1 protein-coding gene is annotated in these 405 nt (G+C 51.9%); it reads right to left on the bottom strand.

Features of this window, described 5'->3' with window-relative positions:
* On the bottom strand, window positions 1-405 hold a 405-nt coding region (locus tag NE664_15005; GenBank protein MCQ4727941.1), incomplete at both ends, for a pyrroline-5-carboxylate reductase.

Here is a 405-nt window from a genome sequence, read left to right as displayed (position 1 = left end):
CCGTATTTCACTGCGCTGTCAGCCAGAGCCTCGATAAACATGTATACATAAGCAGGAGAACTTCCGCTGGCACAGACAACCGCGCTCATCAGCCGCTCTTCCACGATGCACATCTCGCCGAATGATGTAAAAATATCCCGAATGGTATCTTTCTCCCCGTCGTCAAAGGCTTCCGCATCGTAGCATACGCCTGTCATCCCTTCGCCGAGAAGCGCCGGTGTATTCGGCATCGCCCGCACCACCCGCTTTTCTATTCCCAGCTTTTCCTTCAGCTGGCCGATGGTAATTCCCGGTGCAATGGAGATAATCACGTTGGCCTCCGTCACCACGTTGCGGATATTTTTAAGCACCGGGTCGAAATACTGAGGTTTTACCGCAAGAATGATGTATTTTGCCTGATTGGCA

Source organism: Anaerotignum faecicola (genome assembly GCA_024460105.1).
Classification (GTDB): domain Bacteria; phylum Bacillota; class Clostridia; order Lachnospirales; family Anaerotignaceae; genus JANFXS01.
Note: the sequence above shows the minus strand (reverse complement) of the source record. Positions and strands in the feature narration are given on the sequence as shown.